This window comes from Planomonospora algeriensis, assembly GCF_977012225.1.
This window is the reverse complement of sequence record NZ_CDRNDK010000072.1, coordinates 1-19,433: the sequence shown is the minus strand read 5'-3', so window position 1 is coordinate 19,433 and position 19,433 is coordinate 1. Positions and strand designations below refer to the sequence as shown.

Here is a 19,433-nt window from a genome sequence, read left to right as displayed (position 1 = left end):
GTCCCGCCGCCCGGTCCCGCCGTCGCGCCGCGGCGCCTCGCGGGTGGCGGGGGAGGCGGGCAGCGCCTCGGTGAACGCCCGGGAGACGTTCTGCAGCGCGGAGGTGACCTCACCGGGGATGACCCAGAAGGTGTTGCCCTCGCCCTTGGCCAGCTCCGGCAGCACCTGGAGGTACTGGTAGGCCAGCAGCTTGGGGTCGGGGTCGTTGCGGTGCACGGCCTGGAAGACCTCGTCGATGGCCTGGGACTGGCCCTGCGCCTTGAGGATGGCGGCGCTGCGCTCGCCCTCGGCGCGCAGGACGGCGCTCTGCTTGTCGCCCTCCGCGGTGAGGATCTGGGACTGGCGCTGGCCCTCGGCGGTGAGGATGGCGGCGCGCTTGTCCCGCTCGGCGCGCATCTGCTTCTCCATCGCGTCCTTGATGCTCTTCGGCGGGTCGATGGCCTTGATCTCGACCCGGTTGACCCGGATGCCCCACTTGCCGGTCGCCTCGTCCAGCACGCCCCGCAGCTGGCTGTTGATCGTGTCGCGGGAGGTGAGCGTCATCTCCAGGTCCATCGAGCCGATGACGTTGCGCAGCGTGGTCACCGTGAGCTGCTCGATCGCCTGGATGTAGTTGGCGATCTCGTAGGCCGCCGCGCGCGGGTCGGTGACCTGGAAGTACAGCACGGTGTCGATCTCGACGACGAGGTTGTCCTCGGTGATCACCGGCTGGGGCTGGAAGGAGACGACCTGCTCGCGCAGGTCGATCATCGGATAGACCCGGTCGATGTACGGGATCACGAAGTTGAGACCGGGTTTGAGGGTGGTGTGGTAACGGCCGAGCCGTTCGACGTTCCTGGCCCGCGCCTGGGGCACGATCCGCACCGACTTCGTGACGGTGAACACCGCGAACAGGACGATGAGCACGCCGACGATCAGCAGCGGGTCCATGTGTCACCACTCCCTGGGGTAGACGAGCGCGGTCGCGCCCTCGATCTCTATGACGTCGACGGAGGCGCCGGCCGGGATCACCAGCGTCTCGTCGTAGGCCCTGGCCGACCACTCCTCGCCGCCGATCTGGACCCGGCCGTCCCGGCCGGTCACCTCGCGGGTCACGTAGGCGGTCTTCCCGACGAGGGCCTGGACGCCGAACCGCTGGTCCGGTGGGGGCGGCCTCAGGTGCCGTCTGGCGACGGGACGGATCAGGACCACCCCGGCCACGAGGGAGCCGGCGAAGGCGATCAGCTGCAGCGGGACCGGGAGCCCGAGGAGGGCCGTGGCGGAGGCGAACAGGGCCGCCCCGCCGAGCAGGCCGAGCGCGGTGGTCAGGGTGAAGATCTCGGCGACGCCCAGCACCACGGCGAGGATCAACCAGATGAGCCAATCATCCATGTTCCGGCCCTCCTGCCCTGCCAACGGCTCCGGTGTCCGGCGGGTTCTCGCTTCCACCGTATGTCGCCGCCGACCGCGCTGTCAGGATCCGTACGGCCGGCCGTACGGATGCGCTGCCGTGCCGGGACTGTGCGGGAAGGCCGTGCCGCGCCGGGGCCGTGCGGGGAACGGTCAGAGGCTGCGGCGGAGGGTGTCGCCCTGCTCCTCGCCGGAGTCGCGCACGAGGTCGTCGTGGAGGGCGCTGCCCGCCAGCCATTCGGCCCAGGAGAGCTGCCAGTAGCCCCAGCCGTTGTCCCACTCCAGTTCGCGGTCGGTGCCGCGGATGACGACGGGGTCGCCGCGCAGGGAGTTGGCGTAGAACCAGGCGGCCTGGTCGGGGCGGGCGTTGACGCACCCGTGGCTGACGTTGACCCGGCCCTGGGCCCAGACGTTGTCCTTGGCGTGGACGTACTCGCCGCTGTTGGAGATGCGCACGGCGTGGCCGATCATGACGTCGTAGTAGCCCGGGTCGCCCTTGCTCCGGTTCGGTGAGATCATGCGGACCGGGTTGGCCTTGTCCATGGTCAGGTGGACGCCGCTCGTCGTGGTGTACTCCCTGGTCGTGGCCATGCCCGCGCTGATGGCCATCCGCTGGACGACCTTCCCGTCGCGCTGGACCGTCATCCGGTGAGTCCGGGTGTCGATGGCGCTGGTCTGCCGGCGGCCGACGCTGAACCGCACGCCGTGGTCGGAGGTGCCGTAGACGTCCTTGGCGGCGCGGACCCCGGACAGGTGGGCGACGAAGTCGACCTTCAGCCCGGCCGGCCAGTACTCCCGGGGACGGTAGATCACCCGGGTGTCGCCCGCCCAGTGCCAGGCGCCCTCGACCGATGTGCCGGTGCGCACCTCCAGGGCGCGCTCGACGGAGAGCCGGTCCTTCACCGGGGTGTCGAAGTCGACGATGATCGGCATGCCGACGCCGACCGTCTCACCGGGCGACGGCGTGACCGCCGCGACCTTGAAGGTCTTGGCGGGGGTGAACGTGCGGAAGGTGCCGGTGGCGCTCGCCCGGGCGCCGCCGGGACCCGCCGCGGTGGCGCTCACGGCGTAGTCCTGGCCGGGGACCAGGGCGTGGTCGGAGCGCCAGACGGTCCGGCCGGGGTCGAAGCGGCCCGGGACCGGGGCGCCGCCCGCGTAGGCGGCCACCGCGGTCAGCGTGCCCGTCGTGGTGTGGACGGTCAGGCCCCGGCCGGTCGGCACCTGCCGGCCGCCGGGCGCCGGGTCGATCGTGATGGAGGGCGCCGCGGCCTTCTCCCCGGGCTCGTCGTCACCGGTGAACCAAGAGCATCCCGCCGCCAGGAGGGCGGGGAGCGCCAGGAGCGCGAGGATGAGGAGGGGGAGAGGGGCCGCGGCGCGCCGCATCGGTTCCTGCCTTTGGAGTGCGTGGACGGTCGGCTGCCAAGAGTAGCGGCAGGTGACCGTTCGAGCACGCTGAGTGATAAGCGCCGCTTATCGGGCGGGCAGGATGGTTCCGGACACCTCTCCGAGGGTGATCAGACCCCCCTCCGGGCCCGGCGCGGTGGCGGTGATGGAGACCGTGTCGCCGTCCTCCAGGAAGGCCCGGACCGACCCGTCGGAGAGCTTGACCGGCTCGCTCCCGTTCCAGGTGAGCTCGATCAGCGACCCCCGCTGACCCGCCTCGGGGCCGGAGACCGTACCGCTGGCGAACAGGTCGCCGACCCGCAGAGACGCGCCGTTGACGGCCATGTGGGCGAGCATCTGGTCGGGCGTCCAGTACATCCCCCGGTACGGCGGGCGGGAGACGACCTCCCCGTTCAGCCGCACCTCCAGGGTCAGGTCGAGCCCCCAGTCCTCGGCGCGCCGCAGGTAGTCCAGCGGCTCGGGATCCTGCTCGCGCCCCGGCACGCGGGCCCCGGCCAGGGCCTCCAGCGGCGTGATCCACGGAGAGATCGAGGTGGCGAAGGATTTACCGAGAAAGGGCCCGAGCGGGACGTACTCCCACGCCTGGATGTCGCGGGCGCTCCAGTCGTTGACGAGCGTCACCCCGAAGACGTGGTCGGCGAACCGGCCCGGCCGCTCGCCCAGCGCGGTGGGCGCGCCGACGACGAAGCCGAGCTCCGCCTCGATGTCCAGCTTCGCCGAGGGGCCGAAGACCCCGGCGCCGCGCTGCCCGGACGGGCGGACGACCGGGGTGCCGGAGGCGACGACGGTCCCGGCCCGGCCGTGGTAGCCGACCGGCAGGTGCCGCCAGTTGGGCTTCAGCGGCTCCTCGTCGGGCCGGAACATCCGGCCGAGGTTGGAGGCGTGCTCCAGCGAGCAGTAGAAGTCGACGTAGTCGGCCACCTCGATCGGCAGGTGCAGCTCCACCCGGTCGAGCGGGACCAGGTGGAGCCCGGCGGCGACCGGGTCGGTGGCCAGCTTGCTGCGGATCAGCGCCCGGGTGTCGCGCCAGGCCGCCGCGCCCCTGGCCAGGAAGGCGTTGAGCGAGCCGGTGGCGAACACCTCGTCGTGCAGCGCCTCGGCCAGGTCCAGCACGTGGTCGCCGTACCGGACGCCGACGCGGGGGGTCTCGCCGGGCCGGTCGGCCCGGGAGAAGACCCCGTAGGGCAGGTGGTCGAGGCCCCAGGGGGTTGCGGCCGTCACGCGTTCTCCTTCGCGGGTCGGATCCCGGTCCCGGTCCCGGACTCGGGTTCGATCAGGTCGAGGGCCAGCAGGTCCTCGATCGGGGTGGCCGTGTTGCACGAGCCGTACGACACCAGCAGCTCCCGGGCCCGCCGGGCGGCGTCGTCCGGCACGGCCCGCGCCTGCCGTACCAGCTCGCCCACGTCGGTCAGCTTCAGCACCGGCACCGGGTCGCGGCCCTCGACCGCCGCGCAGACCGCCAGGACCAGGTTGACGAAGCCGTGCCGGTCGGCGCCGAGCGCCGGGTCGAAGTGCCGGACCGCGTGGTGCAGCCCGGCCGTGGCCTTGAAGGGGGTGCCGCTGCGGACGCAGTGGGCGATGAAGGCGCCCAGGTCGTGGGCGCTGGGGAAGTCCTCGGGCTCCGGGCCGCCGCAGCGGACCTTCAGCCCGACCCCCTCGGGCAGGTGCACGGGCAGCTGGGCGGGCGTGACCTCGACGAACCGGCGGGCCGCCGAGCCCACCGTCTCCAGCGGGGGCCGCCCGCCCGGCAGCTCGACCCGCCCGGCGGGCGTCGTGAAGCGCGCGCCCGGCATCTCGACCAGCTCGACCTCCAGGCCGTCGAGCGGCGGAGGCTCCTCGGTGTCGAGGATCAGCCCGAGCCGGAGCGGCAGGGGCGTCTCCTCCAGGTGGACGCGGAGCACCGGCAGGCGGCTGGCCGGGCAGAGGAAGCGGTGGGTGAGCACCGGGCTGCGCCGTTCCAGGTCGGCCCGGTGCCGCGCCAGCGCCTGGTCCATCGGCAGCGCGGTGGGCGGGAACAGCCCGGCGTCGTCGACGAGGTCGTGGAAGAGGTTCACCGCGACCACGTCCAGGCGTAGGCGGGGTCCTCGACCGAGAGCCGGCCGGGCCCAGGTCGAGCGGGCGGAAGGTGTCGACCATCACGGCCAGCTCGTTGGTGCGGGTGTGCCCTTGCCGCACCGCCTCCAGGACGGCCTCGACGGCACCCGGCTGCGGGCCGTGGGTGAACCCGGCGGGGTGCAGCGAGACCGAGCCGACGTCGATGCCGGAGCCCTTGCGCGCGGTGTAGTCGCCGCCCGCGTAGAACATCAGCTCGTCGGAGTCGACGTTGTGGTGGTTATACGGAATGGGGACAGCGATCGGATCGAAATCAAGCGGGCGCGGGCAGAAGGAGCAGATCACGAAGTTCGGGCCCTCGAAGGTCTGGTGGACCGGCGGCGGGGCGTGGATGGCCTTCACGATCGGCTCGAAGTCGTTGATGTTGAACGCGTAGGGGTACAGGCAGCCGTCCCAGCCGACCACGTCGAAGGGGTGGTTGCGGTAGACCAGCCGGGTCAGCCCGCCGCGCGTGCGGACCAGCACCGGGACGTCCTCGCCCTCGGCGGTCAGCGGCTCGGCCGGGGTGCGCAGGTCGCGCTCGCAGTAGGGGGCGTGCTCCAGGAACTGGCCGTACTTCGACAGGTAGCGCTTGGGCGGGCGGATGTGCCCGGACGCCTCGATGACGAAGGCCGTCACCCGGCCGCGGGGCACCCAGCGGTGGATCGTGCCGGTCGGGACCACCACGTAGTCGCCCTCGCCGGCCTCGATGGCGCCGTAGGTCGACTCGAAGACGACCCGGCCGCTCGCGACGTAGACGCACTCGTCGCCCATGGAGTTGCGGTAGAGGCCGCTGGGCGCCTCGGCCGCGGCGTACGACATGCGGACGTCGGCGTTGCCTGCGATCAGGCCGCGGCCGGTGACGAGGTCGCCTCCGGCGGGCAGGTCCTGGGTGCGGAAGTGGCGGGGGGAGAGCGGCAGGTTGGGCGTCAGCACCGCGGCCTCGTCGGGCTCCACCGCCTCCGCCTTGACGATCGCGGTGGGGAGGTGGCGGTGGTAGAGGAGCGAGGAGTCACTGGAGAACCCCTCCTCGCCCATCAGCTCCTCGGCGTACAGCCCGCCGTCGGGCCGCCGGAACTGAACGTGCCGTTTACGGGGTACCTCCCCTACGACGCGGTAGTACGGCATGCGCTTCTCCCAAGTTCGTCCGTTTATCGGACATAAGCGTCCTCTATACGAACAACCATCCGCCACCACGCAGGGTGCTGTCAAACGTCACCGCCGGAGCCTCCCCGGTCTCCGGCCCGGCACGGCTCAGCTCGGCGTTCCGCACGCCGATGGGGAGCCGTGACGTATGCCGGGAGATGGGAGACGGTGCCATGGTGACGGCCCTCGCCTGCGCGTTCGCGCTCTCGGCCGTGATCTCCGCCGTCCTGGCCGCCGTCCACCGGTGGGGGCGGAGACGGAGCCCGCTCTCCGGCGTGAACGCCTTCATGGCGGCGGGCGTCGCCGTGCTGTCCGTGCTGAACCTGGTCCACCTCCTGGCACGCGATCCGGCCGTCGTGTGGCCGGTCGCGGCCGCGTCGCCACTGGTCTCGGCCGTCGTGGTTGCCTCCGTGTTCTGCCTGTCCAAGATCGTGGCGAACCGCGCCTGGCGGGTCTCCCGCCGTGCCGTGCTGGCCTTGGCGGTCCATCCCGTGGCGGAGTTGCTCCTGCTGGCGACCAATCCCCGGCACCGCCTGTTCTTCACCGGTCTCGACCCGGCCGGCCTCGGGGGCACGCTCGTCGCCGTCCCGGGACCGGCCGCCTGGGGCGGCGCGGCCTACGTCTACGCCCTGCTCTCGGTCAGCCTGCTCCTGGTGATCCGGGCGCGGCTGCGGGCTCCCCGGGGTCGGCGGCAGCTGTACGGCTGGACGCTGGCCGCGTTCGCGCCGCCGATCCTGGTCAACGCCGTCGGCATGTCGCTGCCCGTCCGCACCGTGGACCTGACCGCGATCGGGCTCGGCGTCACGGTGCTCATCGCCTACGGCGCGCTGGTCCGGTCGCTGCCGGAGCAGATCCAGGTGGGGCACGGGCAGATCTTCGACTCGCTCATCGACGCGGTGGCCGTGATCGACCGGTCGGGCCGGTTCCTCACCCTCAACGCGGCCTGCCGCGACCTGCTCCGCAAGGCCGTACCGGATCTGCCGGAGGAGCCGGCCGGACTGCCGCTGACCGACGTCCTGGGACCGGACTTCGTGCTCACCGAGGACTCCGGCACCGAGCAGATCCTGGTGGACGTCCTGGGCCGGGGCGTCGACATGCGGGTGCGGATCAGCGTGCTGCGGGACCGCCGCGGCGAGTGCATCGGCTGGGCGCTGGTCGGCCACGACATCACCGAGCTCAACCGGCGGCGGCGCGAGGCGGAGGAGACCGCCGTACGACTGCGCGAGCAGTTGCGCACGATCGAGGCGCTCCGCGCGGACCTCGCCGAGCAGGCCGCGCGGGACTCGCTGACCGGGCTGCACAACCGCCGCCACCTGGCGGAGGCGCTGGAGCGCGAGGCGGCGCGGGCCGCCGAGGAGGGCACACCGCTCAGCCTGGCGATCATCGACGTGGACCACTTCAAGCGGGTCAACGACACCTACGGGCACGGCGGCGGGGACACCGTGCTCGTCCACCTCGCCCGCCTGCTCGCCGGCGCCGTACGGCAGGGCGACGTGGTCGCCCGCTACGGGGGCGAGGAGTTCGTCCTGCTGCTGCCGGGCGTGGCGGAGGAGCCCGCCTGGCGGCTGGTCGAGCGGCTGCATGAACGGGTGGGCCGCACCGTGATCGACGTGGACGGCCGGTCGCTCACGGTCACCTTCAGTGCAGGCGTGGCCGGGCTCGCCCCGGGAGGGAGCACGGAGGACCTGCTCAGGGCCGCCGACGCGGCGCTGTACGAGGCCAAGCGGCACGGCCGCGACCGGGTCGAACGGTCGCTCCCCGCTCCCGCGGGAGGCCCGGCGGCCCCTCCGGACGACCACCGGCCCGGTCCGGCGGACCTCGCCACCGGCGAGGCGGCCTGAACGTGGTCAGAAGGGCCCGGTTCTCGTTCTTCGTCCGGGCACGGGACCGGATATCGAGACCAACTGAGAAGTGTTGTTCAGATGCCACTTCTCAGTTACCCTCAGTTGAGTGATCCCGGATGAGGTGGAAACGGCCCTGCAGGCGCTCGGCCAGGGCGTCACCGCGGACGCTCTGGAGACGGATACGCTCGACTTCAAGCTTGTGGCGGAGTCGCCGAAGGCGACGCTCAATCTGCTGGCCGACGCCCTGGTCTGCTTCGCCAATGCCTCGGGTGGCACGGTGGTGCTGGGGGTCGACGACAAGGCCCGTAGGCGGGCGGACGCGCTGCGCGGGGTCCCGGCCGGTTACACCGCCGATCAGATCCGCAAAGGCGTGTTCGACCGTACGAGGCCGCACATCACTCCCTTCGTCAGGGAGAAGACCGTCGATGGTGCCCGGCTGCTCCTGCTCAGCGTTCCGCCCGGGGTGCTCCCGCACAGCAACGCCGCGGGTCTCGCCACACGCCGCCTGGGGAAGGAGTGCCTGCCGTTCCCACCCGACCAGCAGCGCGAGGTGATGATCGCCCGAGGCCAGGTGGACTGGTCGGCGGACGTCTCCGGCGTCGGTATCACCGATCTCAGCCCGGTCGAGCTCGCCAGGCTCCGCCGCCTGCTGACGTCGAGCGGCCGGGACCATCTCGTTGACCTCGGTGATCGTGCACTGCTGGAGGCCCTGCGACTGGTCGCCCCCGACGGAGGAGTCACCAACGCGGCGGTGCTCCTGCTCGCCGAGGAACATGTGCTCCAGCGGGTCGTGCCGAGCTACGGATACTCCTACCAGTTCCGGCCGACCCTGGGGGCGGAGGCGACCGGCCGGATGCGTGCCGGACGGCCGGTGTTGGAGGCGATCCAGTCCCTGGTGGACGCCGTCGAGGCCCGCCGCGAGGTGCATCCGCTGAACCTCGCCGGGGGGGTTCAGATCCAGCTCGCCGACTATCCCGAGCAGGCCGTCCGGGAGCTGATCGTGAACGCCTTCATTCACAGGTCGTACGAGACCGGCGGGACGGTGGACATCGAGCATTCGCCCGAACGGCTGGCGATCATCAGTCCGGGTGGTCTGGTGAGCGGCGTGACCGCGCGGAACATCCTCACCCACCCCTCGACGCCCCGGAACCGCCTGCTCACCGAGACGGTCGCGGGCCTGCAACTCGCCGAGCGGACGGGGCAGGGGGTGGACCGGGCCTACCGGGAGATGCTCCGGCTCGGCAAGGAGCCGCCTCAGTTCGAGGACAGCGGCACCCTCGTGCGCGTCATCCTCGCCGGAGGCATCGGCAATGACTCCTTCGCCAGATTCGTCGGCGGCCTTCCCCCGAAGGCCGCGCGGGACGTCAACGTGCTGCTGGCACTGTCCTGCCTCCGGCGCAGCACGAGCATCGATGCGAACCGGCTCGCCGACGCGGTCCAGCGCTCCGCGGCCGAGGCGCAGGACGTCCTGCGGATGATGGCGGACGAGCATCATCTGGTGGAGCCGACCCGCCGGACGGCGTCCAGGGCTTTCCCGGCTTACCGGCTCCGCTCCGAGACCCTGGCCGCGATGGGACGGGCGGTCGAGTACCGGCGCCGGGGCCTCGACGAGACCGATCAGAAGATCATTGATCACATCCAGGAGTACGGCTTCGTCACCAACCGGACGATTCAGCGGTTGTTCGACGTCCACATGTTCGCTGCGAGGGACATCCTCAACTCCCTTCGAGAGCGGGAACTCCTCGACAAGATCGGAGAAGCCCGGGGCGGGAAGGGCGTCCGCTACGGACCGGGGGCGAAGTTTCCCCGGTGACCTGGAGCCGTCCAGGCCGGTCAGCGGAGAAGGAGGTCCGCCAGGCGGCCGAGGGCCACCGCGGCGGCCACGGCGGCGAGGGCCAGGCTGATCGAGAGCAGGCAGCCCGTCCCGCCGTCCCACCTCCTCCGCGGCGCCGGTTCCCGCTCCGGACCGAACCAGATCGGCCGGGGCTCCAGCAGGAGGAACAGGAGCGCGCCGAGCTGCCCGACAGTGAACAGCCAGAACCACGCCCACCGGTTGCCCAGCCGGGGCGTCGAGCCGATCATGATGAGGAAGGCGGCCGCCCACGCCGCGCCGACCCACCAGCCGATGCCGCTCAGGGAAGTGTCGAACGGCCAGTCGGGGAGGAAACCGCCGGCGTCCGAGTCGCGTTCCGGTTCGGCGAGCCCGGGCCGGTCCGCGCCGAGATCGCGGTGGAGCCGCGCGACCGAGTAGATCTCCGGGCCGTCGCCCGCCGGCAGGCCCTGGACCCGGCGCCAGACCGGCGACCCCTCCGCCCACGTCAGCTGGTAGACGTCGCCGTCCTGCTCCCGGTAGTCGACGTGGGTGACCCGGCCGGCTCCGGCGGCGGCGCGGAAGTCCTCCAGGGTGCGCTCCGCCGGTGACGCGCGCAGCGCGGCGACCAGCACGCCCCAGAGCAGGAGCGCGAGCAGCACGATCCGCACGGCGAGCCCCAGAACCCACCACGGCGTGCGTGCCCGCTCCGGCGTCATGCTCCCTTTCTACTGCCGGCGGACATCTCTCGCGTATCCGGGCATTCGCCCTCAGTGTGCTGTGTGGGTGCTTATCGGAGGTCAGTGTTGCGGCGGGCCGACCTCCCACAGGGCCGAGATCGGGAACGCCTTCCTGCGGTCGCCGAAAGAAAGTGGTTCGCTTCCGGTATAGAGGATGAAACCGGCTTTGAATCGGTTGCCGAGGCGGTCCTCCAGGTGACGGAGTCCTCGAAAATCATCCCGGCGTATCGTTTCCCCGGCTTTGACCTCGATTCCGATGACTTCTCCGGAAGCGTGCTCCAGCACGATGTCGACTTCGACCTTGTCACGATCGCGATAGTGGAAGAGCTGCACGGGCTCGTCGCACCAGGTGAGCTGGCGGGCGATCTCTCCGATGACGAAGTTCTCCAGCAGTTGCCCTATGGGCGCGGTGGGATCCAATGCCCGTTCTGGGGAGAGGCCTGCCAGTCTGCCTGCCAGTCCGGAGTCGACCATGATCAGTTTTGGCGTGGATATGGCTCTCGTCGTCAGGTTGGACGACCATGCAGGGATCCGCTTCGTCACGAACACGAGTTCCAGGAGGTCCAGGTACCTTGACAGGGTTACCCGGGACATCCCGACGTCGTTCGCGATGGCCTGCACCACGCCCAGGGTGCCCATGCGTGCGGCGACCACGCTCAGTAATCTGCGCATCTCGGCCGGTCGTTCGATGTCGGAGATCTGTCGGACATCGCGGGTCACCAGATCGGTTACGTAGGACTCGAAGAACCGCGCGCGTCTACGGCCCGCATCGCGGTGTACGGCTTCCGGATACCCGCCGCGTAGAGCTCGTGTCACATAGTCCTTCTTCAGCAGCCGGCTGGGCGTGACGACCAGATCGGCGCCTTGTCGGAACGCCTCGTCGACGAAACCGTCCGGCGCGGAGTCGATCTCTCCCTGTGACAGCGGCCATAACTCGATCGTTTCCGTGCGTCCGGGGAGCGCGTCCGGAAGGTCGCGAAGGTCGAGGAGGCGCGCCGAGCCGGTCAGTATGTAGTGCCCTGGCCGCGGGTCCCGATCCACCTCCCGTTTGATCGGAAGAAGCAATTCGGGTGCATGCTGTACTTCATCGATGAGGAGCAGCCCATCGTGGCGCACGATCCCCATGGGATCTTCCCGCGCCGCCGTCAGTATGGCGGGATCATCCAAGTAGAGCTCCCTGGAACCGGGAAAGCGTTCGGTGACCAACCTGGCGAGGGTGCTCTTCCCCACCTGGCGAGCACCGTTCACAACGATCACACGCGTATCCTCCATAGCTTCCATCACCATGGAATCCGCATGTCTCCTGAAGACTTTCGCGTCGCTCATGCTGACGACGGTAACGCAGATGAGACGAGACACGTGGTCGTTCTGCCGGATGCTGTGTGGTCGTTCTGCCGGTGAGCCAGTGGTCGTTCTGCCGGATGCTGTGTGGTCGTTCTGCCGGGGTATGCGTGGGCGGTCCGCCGAAGGGAGCACGGCCGTTCCGCCGTAGGGCCGTGCCGGAGGAGGACGGCTCCGGACGCGGGGGGCGAGGGGCGGAAAACCGTTTGTGCGCGGGCGAGACCGGTGCCTAGCCTGGGCCGCATGTCGCTTCCGTGCCGTGGGCCGCTGTTCTTCGTCCGCATCCGCCGCAGCCCGGCTCCGGGCCGGTAGGGGGAGGGGACCCGCTTCCTCCTGCGCGTGCCCTGGGGCCTCCGAGACCTGTTCATCTCGGACCCGAAAGGGCAACACTGTGGCGCAGTCCTTCGCACACGGAAACCACTCGCACACCCAGCGCGCCGTCCGCAACGGCGGCGGCCGTACCGGTGGCCGGACGGCCCGCGACCGGGACCGGCGCGTCCTGTCGCAGAACCTCCTGGCCGACCCGGACGCGGTCGCCCGAGTCGTCGAGGCCGCCGGCCCGCACGACCTGGTCCTCGAACCGGGCGCGGGGGAGGGCGTGCTGACCCGGGCGCTCGCCGAGACCTGCGGTCAGGTCGTCGGTTACGAGATCGACCCGCTGCTCGCCGGGAAACTGGCCGCCCGCACCTCGGGCGACGAGCGCATCCGCGTCGTCCGGGGCGACTTCCTGGCCGCCCGCGCGCCGCGCGAGCCGTTCGCGGTCGCCGGGAACATCCCGTACTCGATCACCTCGAAGATCGTGGACTGGTGCCTGCGGGCGCCGTATCTCACCTCGGCCACCCTGGTCACGCAGCTGGAGTACGCGCGCAAGCGCACCGGCGGCTTCGGCCGCTGGAGCATGCTGACCGTGCGGACGTGGCCCTGGTACCGCTGGGAACTGCTGGACGGCATCGGCCGCGAGGCGTTCCGGCCCGTCCCCGCGGTCGACTCCGCGATCCTGCGGATCGAACGCCGCACGGCCGCGCCCGGACAGGTCGCGCCTGGGCAGGTCGCGCCTGGGCAGGTCCCGCCCGACCTGCCCGGCTACCGGGACTTCGTCGAGTACGGCTTCACCGGCCTGGGCGGCTCCCTGCACGCGACCCTGCGGCTCCGCCACCCGGCGGACCGGGTCGAGGCGGCCTTCGCCGCCGCGGGCGTCGACCCGGACGCGGTCGTCGCCCACGTCCACCCCGACCGCTGGCGGGTCCTCTACGACCGCCTCCACCGGTGACCGTACGGCCGGGGGCCGTGCCTACCGGTCTCCGGCCGCCGTCCCGGTGCACGAAGCCGGGGTGGCAGAGATCCTTTTCCGGGAAGCGCACCGTCGGACCGCTCGGCGGTGGTGCGCTTCCCGGAAAAGGATCATCGATGTCGATCGTCCCGCCGGGGTCAGCCGAGGGCGCGGGCGAGGTCTGCGGCGGCGGTGGCGACGCGGGGGCCGACGGTCCCGGGGTCGAGCGGGGTGAAGGCGATCACGCCCACGGACGCCTCCAGCCAGGGGAGGCCGGGGACGGGGGCGGCGATGCCGCGGGCGCCCTCCTGGAGCTGGCCCTCGGTGGAGACGTAGCCGCCGCGGCCCGCGCGGAGGGCCAGGACGGCCCGGCCCGCCGCGCCCCGCTCCAGGGGGTGGCGGGAGCCCTCGCGGTAGGCGACGTGCATGTCGGTCCAGGACGGCTCGACCACCGCGACGGCCAGGCCCTCGTCGCCCTCGGCCACGGTGAGGTGGGCGGTGGCGCCGACCTCCTCGGCGAGCCTGCGCAGGGTGGGCAGGGCGCCCTCGCGCAGCAGCGGCTGCACGGCGCGCGCCAGGACCAGGACGCCGAACCCCAGATGGACGCGGCCGTCGCCGTCGCGGCGGACGAAGCCCTCGCGCTGCAGGGCCGTCAGCAGGCGGTAGACCGCGGGGCGGCTCAGCTCCAGCTCGGCCGCGATCTCGGTCGGGGTCCGCCCCCGGAGCTCGCCGGAGAGCAGGCGGAGCAGGCGCAGGCCGCGCTCCAGGGTCTGCGAGGATTCGGCCGCCATATCCTCGATTATCGGGGTGGTCCGGCGGGCGCCTCGACGGCGGGGTGATCGGTTGTCATGGGTGTGACAACCGGAATCCGGGAATGTGCGGGCGTTTGGCAAGAACCGCGCGCGCGGCCTGCCGTAGCTTGCTAGATCCCTGCACTCCGGCGAGGGGACCTTCGAGCATGAGCGAGCCGCTGATCGCCCGGGTCGCGCGGTGGGCGGGAGAGATCCCGGACGCCCCGGCGTACACCTTCCTCGACTACTCCGCCGGCCGTGACGGGACCCGGCGCACGCTCACCTGGTCCCGGGTGGACCTCAAGGCCAGGGCGCTGGCCGTACGGCTGCGCGAGATCGCCCGGCCCGGGGAGCGGGCGGCGATCCTGGCGCCGCAGGGGCTGGAGTACGTCGTCGCGATGCTGGGCGCGATGTACGCCCGGGTGGTCGCGGTGCCGCTGTTCGCCCCCGGCCTGCCGGGCCACGCCGACCGGCTGGTCCGGGCCTACGCCGACGCCGACCCGGTCTGCGTGCTCACCGCGACGCCCGCGCTGGACGCCGTCCGGGCGTTCATCGACACCGGCTCGGCGCCCCGCCCCAAGCAGGTCGTCGCCGTGGACGCGGTCTCCGACCTGCTCGCCGACGAGTGGGAGCCCGAGCCGATCGGCCTCGGCGACCTGGCCTACCTGCAGTACACCTCCGGCTCCACCCGCGCCCCCGCCGGGGTGGAGATCAGCCACGGCAACGTCACCGCCAACGCCGAGCAGCTCTGGACCGCCTTCCGCGCCGTGCCGCGGGTGTCCACGGCGGCGCTGTGGCTCCCGCTCTTCCACGACATGGGGCTGATCGCGACCATCGCCGCGCCGATCGTCGGCGGCAACCGGTCGGTCTTCATGGACCCGGTCGCGTTCATCATGCACCCGGTCCGGTGGCTGCGGATGCTCGCCGACCACGAGGACGTGTTCACCGGCGGCCCGAACTTCGCCTACGAGTACACCGCGAGCCGCGTCACCGAGGAGGAGAAGGCGACGCTCGACCTGTCGGGGGTGGCGGTCATGCTCAACGGCGCGGAGCCGCTGCGGGCCGGCACGATCGGCCACTTCTCCGAGGCGTTCGCCGGGTGCGGGCTCCGCCCCGAGGCGCACACCCCCGGCTACGGGCTGGCGGAGGCGACGGTGTTCGTCACCGCGATGGACCGCGACCTGCCGCCGAGGACGACGGCGTTCGACCGGGACGCGCTGGCCGCCGGCCGGGCCGTGCCGGTCGAAGGGCCGGTCGAAGGGCCGGTCGAAGGGCCGGTCGAGGGGCCGTCCGCCGTGCCGTACGACGGGCGGGCCGGGGAGGCCGCCGCGGAGGTCGGAGGGGAGACGGCGGGCGGGCGGGGCGGAGCCGTCGAGCTGGTCTCCTGCGGGGTGCCCACGGGGCAGCGCGTCGCGATCGCCTCACCGGACGGTACGGCCCTGCCCGACGGCGAGGTCGGCGAGATCTGGGTGCAGGGGCCGAACGTGGCGCGGGCCTACTGGCGGGACGCCGGGCACAGCGCCGAGGTCTTCGGGAACGCGCTCCGGGGCGAGGAGGGGACCTGGCTGCGCACCGGTGACCTGGGCGTGGTCCACGGAGGCGGGCTCTACGTCACCGGCCGGATCAAGGACCTGATCATCGTCGACGGGCGCAACCACTATCCACAGGATGTGGAGGCCACCGTCCAGGAGGCCGACCCGGCCGTCCGCCGGGACCATGTGGCGGCGTTCGCGGTGCCCGGGGAGGAGACGGAGCGGCTGATCGTGGTGGCCGAGCGGTCGCGCAGGGCCGCCGGGAGGGACCCGGCCGAGGTGGAGGCGAACGTCAGGGGTGCCGTCACGAGGGGCCACGACCTGCGGCTGGACGAGTTCGTGCTGGTGGAGGCGGGCGCCGTACCGCGTACGTCGAGCGGGAAGATCGCCCGCCGCGCGTGCGCCCGGGCCTACCTGGACGGTGCCTTCACCGGCGCCCCGCCCGCTTCCGGTCCCGGTCCCGGCTCCGGCTCCGGCGTCGGTCCTGCTTCTGGCTCCGGCGTCGGTGTGGGTTCCGGGTACGGAACCGGTCCGGGCTCCGTACCCGGGACCGGGAGCGGCCCTGGGGACGCCGGTTCCTGATGTTCGAGTCGCTGGGGCGGTTCGTCCACCGCCGGCGCTGGGCGATCCTCGCGTCGGGGACGGTCTTCGCGGTCCTGGCGGGGCTGTTCGGGCTGGGACTGTTCGGCCGGATGACGGACGGTGGGTTCGAGGATCCGGGCGCCGAGTCGACCTCGGCCGCGCGCTGGAGCCGGGAGTGGTTCGGCGGCAGCTCCCCCGACGTGGTCGTGCTCTACACGAACCCGGAGGTCGAGGCCCGCGACGAACGCTTCCGCGAGGACGTGGAGAAGGCGCTGGAGGCGCTGCCCGCCGGGCACGTCGCCGAAGTCTCCACCTACTGGAAGACCGAGGCGAAGGAACTCGTCTCCGCCGACGGGCACTCCACCTACGCCCTGGTCACCCTGAAGGGGGAGGAGCAGGCCCGGCAGCGCGCGTACGAGGCGGTCGAGGAACGGCTCCGGCAGGCCCCCGCCGGGTACGACGTCCGGATCGGCGGCCGGATCCCGCTGCTGGCGGACCTCAACGCGCAGACCGCCGAGGACCTGCGGCAGGCCGAGGCGATCTCGATGCCGGTCCTGCTCGTCCTGCTCGTCGTGGTCTTCGGCAGCCTGGTCGCCGCCGGGCTCCCGCTCGTCGTCGGCCTGCTCGCGGTGATCGGCGCGCTCGCGCTGCTCCGGTTGCTCACCGAGATCACCGACGTCTCGGTCTTCTCGCTGAACGTCGTCACGATGCTGGGCCTCGGCCTGGCCATCGACTACTCGCTCTTCGTGCTCAGCGCCTTCCGCGAGGAGATCCGCCGGGGATCGCCCGTGGAGGCGGCCGTCGTGCGGACCATCGCGACGGCCGGGCGGACCGTCGCCTTCTCCGGGCTGACCGTGGCGACCGCGCTCTGCGGGCTGCTGCTGTTCCCGCAGATGTTCCTGCGCTCGATCGGGCTGGGCGCGGCGGCGGTGGTGCTGGTCGCGATGGCGGCGGCGCTGGTCGTGCTGCCCGCGCTGCTGGCCGTGCTCGGGCCGAGGGTCGACGCGCTGAACGTGATGCCGGACTTCGGCCGGCGGCGCCGGGGCAGCTGGCACCGGATCGCGTCCAGCGTGATGCGGCGGCCCGTCGCCTACCTCGTCGGGGTCGGCGCGGTGCTGCTCGCGCTGGCCGCGCCGTTCCTGCACGTGCGGTTCGGTGGGGTGGACCACCGGGTGCTGCCGGAGCACTTCGAGAGCCGGCAGGTCGCCGAGCGGATCGACCGGGAGTTCGCCAGGAACGCGATGGCGCCCATCGAGGTCGTCGTGCTCGTCGAACGCGACCTGGTCGGCCCGATGACCGCCGCCGCGCCCGGCGCGCTGCCCTCGGAGGTGGGCGGGCGGCTCGGCCCGGTCGGCGTGGAGAACTCCGGGCCGATCCCGGTCACCGAGGTCGGTCCGCTGGACGTGAAGGTCTTCGCCGAACGGCTGAAGGAGCTCGACCACGTCACCGGGGTCGACGTCACCGGGGTCTCGCAGGCCGGTGGCGCGGTACGGCTCGCGGTCCGCCACGACGGGGACCCGGCGTCGGACGCGGCCCGCGCGCTGGTCGAGCGGATCCGGGCGCTGCCCCCCGAACCGAACGTCCAGGACGTGGTCGTCGGCGGGCCCACGGCCGCCCAGCTCGACCTGGAGCGCAGCCTGACGGCCACGCTGCCGTGGACCGCGCTCGTCGTCTGCCTGATGACCGGCCTGCTGCTGTTCGCCGCGTTCGGCTCGGTCCTGCTGCCGCTCAAGGCGATCCTGATGAACGTCCTGTCCCTGGGCGCGTCCTTCGGGGTGATCGTCTGGGCCTTCCAGGACGGGAACCTGGCCGGAGTCCTCGGTTTCACCCCGACGGGGAGCGTCGAGGCGACGATCACCGTGCTGATCCTGGCGGTGGTGTTCGGGCTGTCGATGGACTACGAGCTCTTCCTGCTCAGCCGGGTGCGGGCGGAGTGGCTGCGGACCGGGGACAACACCGCGGCCGTGGCGATCGGCCTGGAGCGGACGGGAGGGCTGATCAGCAGCGCCGCGCTGCTGCTGCTGGTGGTCATCGCGGCCTTCTCCACCGCCGGGATCACGATCGTGAAGATGCTGGGCGTCGGCATGTTCGTGGCCATCGTGGTGGACGCGACGCTGGTGCGGGGACTGCTGGTGCCCGCGACGATGCGGCTGATGGGGGAGGCCAACTGGTGGCTCCCGGCGTCCCTGCGCGACCTCCACCGGCGGATCGACCTGCGGGAGCACCACGACCCGCGAGGCTCGTACGGCCTCCCGCCCACCTACGTGACGGTGGAGCGCACCGGAGGCCCGGTCGCCGCACCGGGTACGGAGCTCCACGGGGCGCGCGACGTCCCCCGGGCCCTCCCCGCCCGGCCGGCGGAGTCCTCCCCGCCCGAAGCCCCGCGGCCCGTACAGGTTTCGGAGGTCCGGCGGGTCACGCCTCTCCCGTCCGGGGTCCCGCAGGCTCCCCCGCCCGAAGCCCCGCAGATCACCGCACCCGCGTTCGCCCGGGAGGTCCGTGCGCCCGCGTCCGCGCCGCCGCCCCGGCGGCACGGGTCGAACCCCTACCCGCTGCCTCCTCTCCCCGTCAACGGGGCGGCGGCGAGGCCGCCCACCCCCGCGCGCGCGGAGCAGGCCGTACCGGTGGATCGGGCGCAGCGGCGCAGGAAGGTGGTCAAGCCCAACCTGGACGGTCCCGGCTGGCACTGGGCGGAGGAGGGCGCGGTCCCCTCGCCGCCGCAACCCCTGCTGACCGTCGAGGACGCCATGGGGCACTCCCCGCCCGCTCCCCCGCACCCGCCGGTCCCGGACGGCCCCCGCCCGGAACCGCCCCGAAACCTCCCGGCGATCAGCCCTCACCTCATCGATCGGCTGGAGCCACCGGCACGGCGACAGGACAGCAGACCGGTCGTGCCCGTCAACGGGCGTCCGGAGCCGGTCGAGGAGACGGAGGCAACGGAGCCCGTGCCTCGGCCGTCCGTGCCCGAGCGGTCCGTGCCCGAGCGGTCCGTGCCTCGGCCGTCCGTGCCTGAGCACGCCACGCCTCTGGAGGGCTGGTACGGAGGGCGGGAGAGGGACGGCGGCTGGGTGCCCATCGGGCGGAGGGCGACGAGGGTGGTGCGGCCCACGGCCGGTGGGTCGGGCTGGACCTGGGTGGAGGTGGAGGAATGAGCGACCTCGCCGCACGGCCCGCCGATCCCGGTGAGTCCGCAGGACCGGTCGGGACCGGTCGTCGCGGGTCGCTGCTCCTGGTCGTCGGCCTGGCCGGTTTCGTGACGACCTTGGACAACACGGTCGTCACGGTGGCCCTGCCCACCCTCCAGGCCGAGCTGGGCGCGTCCCTGGCGGTGCTGGAGTGGGTCGTCACCGGGTACGTCCTCACCTTCTCCGGCCTGATGCTCGCAGGTGGACGCCTGGCCGACGTCTACGGGCGCCGCCGGGTCCTCGTCGCCGGGCTCGCGGTCTTCACCGCCGCCTCCCTCGCCGCCGGGCTGGCCGGCTCGGCCGGCGCG

General features: G+C 72.4%; 14 protein-coding genes and 1 pseudogene. 6 read left to right on the top strand and 9 right to left on the bottom strand.

Going from position 1 to position 19,433, the window contains the following annotated elements; all coding sequences use genetic code 11:
• The 6 genes and pseudogenes from ACWJ6R_RS10880 to ACWJ6R_RS10855 all read right to left on the bottom strand — a co-directional run.
• The coding region (locus tag ACWJ6R_RS10880; protein WP_449062101.1) for an SPFH domain-containing protein at positions 1–930 on the bottom strand (930 nt) is incomplete at its 3' end.
• 3 nt (positions 931–933) lie between these two features.
• Entirely contained in the window at positions 934–1,371 is a 438-nt protein-coding gene (locus ACWJ6R_RS10875) for an NfeD family protein (protein WP_449062100.1), read from the bottom strand.
• Between the two features lie 171 nt (positions 1,372–1,542).
• The gene (locus ACWJ6R_RS10870) at positions 1,543–2,772 is read right to left on the bottom strand and encodes an Ig-like domain-containing protein (RefSeq protein WP_449062099.1); all 1,230 of its coding nucleotides are present in this window, start codon (positions 2,770–2,772) and stop codon (positions 1,543–1,545) included.
• 87 nt (positions 2,773–2,859) lie between these two features.
• Positions 2,860–4,014, bottom strand: a complete 1,155-nt coding sequence (gene fahA / locus ACWJ6R_RS10865) for a fumarylacetoacetase (protein ID WP_449062098.1) — start codon at positions 4,012–4,014, stop codon at positions 2,860–2,862.
• Positions 4,011–4,856, bottom strand: a complete 846-nt coding sequence (locus tag ACWJ6R_RS10860) for a hypothetical protein (RefSeq protein ID WP_449062097.1) — start codon at positions 4,854–4,856, stop codon at positions 4,011–4,013. The genes fahA and ACWJ6R_RS10860 overlap by 4 nt, the downstream gene beginning before the upstream one ends.
• Positions 4,844–6,012, bottom strand: a pseudogene (locus tag ACWJ6R_RS10855) (homogentisate 1,2-dioxygenase domain-containing protein). Before ACWJ6R_RS10855 ends, ACWJ6R_RS10860 begins: the two are co-directional and overlap by 13 nt.
• A gap of 191 nt (positions 6,013–6,203) precedes the next feature.
• On the opposite strand from ACWJ6R_RS10855, the gene ACWJ6R_RS10850 reads away from it, so the two are divergent.
• A complete protein-coding gene (locus ACWJ6R_RS10850; RefSeq protein WP_449062096.1) occupies positions 6,204–7,871 on the top strand; it encodes a diguanylate cyclase in 1,668 nt (555 codons plus the stop codon).
• 109 nt (positions 7,872–7,980) lie between these two features.
• Positions 7,981–9,687: an ATP-binding protein gene (locus tag ACWJ6R_RS10845; protein WP_449062095.1), complete on the top strand. Its 1,707-nt coding sequence runs from the start codon at positions 7,981–7,983 to the stop codon at positions 9,685–9,687.
• A gap of 20 nt (positions 9,688–9,707) precedes the next feature.
• Here the strand turns inward: ACWJ6R_RS10845 and ACWJ6R_RS10840 are convergent, their stop codons facing one another.
• Both ACWJ6R_RS10840 and ACWJ6R_RS10835 read right to left on the bottom strand, forming a co-directional pair.
• Positions 9,708–10,403, bottom strand: a complete 696-nt coding sequence (locus tag ACWJ6R_RS10840; protein ID WP_449062094.1) for a hypothetical protein — start codon at positions 10,401–10,403, stop codon at positions 9,708–9,710.
• 81 nt (positions 10,404–10,484) lie between these two features.
• On the bottom strand, positions 10,485–11,750 hold the full coding sequence (locus ACWJ6R_RS10835; protein WP_449062093.1) for an ATP-binding protein: 1,266 nt from the start codon (positions 11,748–11,750) through the stop codon (positions 10,485–10,487).
• Between the two features lie 406 nt (positions 11,751–12,156).
• Here ACWJ6R_RS10835 and erm point away from each other — a divergent pair, with 406 nt between their 5' ends.
• Positions 12,157–13,035 carry an ErmE/ErmH/ErmO/ErmR family 23S rRNA (adenine(2058)-N(6))-methyltransferase gene (erm, locus tag ACWJ6R_RS10830; RefSeq protein WP_449062092.1) on the top strand — a complete coding sequence of 293 codons (879 nt, stop codon included), beginning with the start codon at positions 12,157–12,159 and terminating at the stop codon, positions 13,033–13,035.
• A gap of 158 nt (positions 13,036–13,193) precedes the next feature.
• Here the strand turns inward: erm and ACWJ6R_RS10825 are convergent, their stop codons facing one another.
• On the bottom strand, positions 13,194–13,826 hold the full coding sequence (locus ACWJ6R_RS10825) for a helix-turn-helix domain-containing protein (protein WP_449062091.1): 633 nt from the start codon (positions 13,824–13,826) through the stop codon (positions 13,194–13,196).
• Between the two features lie 167 nt (positions 13,827–13,993).
• On the opposite strand from ACWJ6R_RS10825, the gene ACWJ6R_RS10820 reads away from it, so the two are divergent.
• The 3 genes from ACWJ6R_RS10820 to ACWJ6R_RS10810 form a co-directional block, all read left to right on the top strand.
• Positions 13,994–15,940 carry a fatty acyl-AMP ligase gene (locus ACWJ6R_RS10820; RefSeq protein WP_449062090.1) on the top strand — a complete coding sequence of 649 codons (1,947 nt, stop codon included), beginning with the start codon at positions 13,994–13,996 and terminating at the stop codon, positions 15,938–15,940.
• Complete coding sequence (locus ACWJ6R_RS10815) at positions 15,940–19,092, top strand: MMPL family transporter (protein ID WP_449062089.1); 3,153 nt, start codon at positions 15,940–15,942, stop codon at positions 19,090–19,092. Before ACWJ6R_RS10820 ends, ACWJ6R_RS10815 begins: the two co-directional genes overlap by 1 nt.
• Positions 19,089–19,433, top strand: a 345-nt coding sequence (locus ACWJ6R_RS10810; RefSeq protein WP_449062088.1) for an MFS transporter, incomplete at its 3' end; no start/stop codon positions are given. The genes ACWJ6R_RS10815 and ACWJ6R_RS10810, both read left to right, overlap by 4 nt.

Excerpts from the sequence above, each read along its gene's own strand:
- ACWJ6R_RS10825 (WP_449062091.1), bottom strand. The coding sequence starts at position 13,826 with ATGGCGGCCGAATCCTCGCAGACCCTGGAGCGCGGCCTGCGCCTGCTC.
- ACWJ6R_RS10840 (WP_449062094.1), bottom strand. The coding sequence starts at position 10,403 with ATGACGCCGGAGCGGGCACGCACGCCGTGGTGGGTTCTGGGGCTCGCC.
- ACWJ6R_RS10870 (WP_449062099.1), bottom strand. The coding sequence starts at position 2,772 with ATGCGGCGCGCCGCGGCCCCTCTCCCCCTCCTCATCCTCGCGCTCCTG.
- ACWJ6R_RS10835 (WP_449062093.1), bottom strand. The coding sequence starts at position 11,750 with ATGAGCGACGCGAAAGTCTTCAGGAGACATGCGGATTCCATGGTGATG.
- ACWJ6R_RS10875 (WP_449062100.1), bottom strand. The coding sequence starts at position 1,371 with ATGGATGATTGGCTCATCTGGTTGATCCTCGCCGTGGTGCTGGGCGTC.
- ACWJ6R_RS10850 (WP_449062096.1), top strand. The coding sequence starts at position 6,204 with ATGGTGACGGCCCTCGCCTGCGCGTTCGCGCTCTCGGCCGTGATCTCC.
- ACWJ6R_RS10820 (WP_449062090.1), top strand. The coding sequence starts at position 13,994 with ATGAGCGAGCCGCTGATCGCCCGGGTCGCGCGGTGGGCGGGAGAGATC.
- ACWJ6R_RS10815 (WP_449062089.1), top strand. The coding sequence starts at position 15,940 with ATGTTCGAGTCGCTGGGGCGGTTCGTCCACCGCCGGCGCTGGGCGATC.